The following is an 834-nucleotide window of genomic DNA, read 5'->3' on the forward strand; positions in this document are numbered from 1 at the left end:
TTCATAGCTTTCTGTATCTTTAATAACCTCTTTGCTTAATTCTTTAAAATGTCCGCCTGTGGCGAATACTTGCGCCCCTGTGATTTTTGCAATCTTTTCTTTCTTGTTTGGGCTTTCAATAACAATTAAAGCGTTCTCTAGGTTCATTTACTCGCCTTTGTATGAAATATGGCATAATGTGTCTATCCATAAAGGCTATATGGACAAAAGATTCAGTAAATCCATTTACAGAATCCTTATGTGTTAGTAAAAAAGCTCGGCTTCCTTTGGGAACTGGGCTTTTTTGGCTATTTAGTTGGGTGTGAGGGTGGAAACTATCACACAAAGGATTCGTTATGGAAATCCTAAATTTATTTATCGTAATCTTAGCGGCAATTGCCACACTTTTTAGGGAGGAGATAAGAGAAATTTTATCTCGCTTTAAAGAGCAGATTTGGTTCTTTACTGAATCGCTACCACAAGGATTAGCCACTCTTGCAGTTTTTTATGTTTTCTTTTTCCTGCTTACTTCTTTTTTATAAGGTTTTTTTTGCTTTATTGACTTTATTTGTGGTGTTTTTGGGAATCCCTTCGGAGATCTTGTCTTGCAAGCATTGCTAAATGTTTAGAAGCTAATGAATGTAAATTTAATATTTGAAGTGATTTAAAAGGTCGTTTTTTGTAAGTTTTTAAATATATCTGAAACTATCTCAATTTCAATATTTCATAATGCTTTTCTATTGCCTCATTTCTGTATTGAAAAGTCTCATTTTCAATACAAGCTTATATAAACATTCAAGAGGTTATTATTGTGCAACTATTAAGTCCTAAAAAATTAAGAAAACTACAAAACAA

General features: G+C 32.4%; 1 protein-coding gene. It reads left to right on the top strand.

What is annotated here, in order from left to right:
• The first annotated feature begins 335 nt into the window (after positions 1-335).
• Positions 336-521, top strand: a complete 186-nt coding sequence (locus tag LS69_RS10080) for a hypothetical protein (protein WP_138124718.1) — start codon at positions 336-338, stop codon at positions 519-521.
• Positions 522-834: the final 313 nt, after the last annotated feature.

This window comes from Helicobacter sp. MIT 05-5294, from assembly GCF_000765675.1.
Classification (GTDB): Bacteria; Campylobacterota; Campylobacteria; order Campylobacterales; family Helicobacteraceae; genus Helicobacter_D.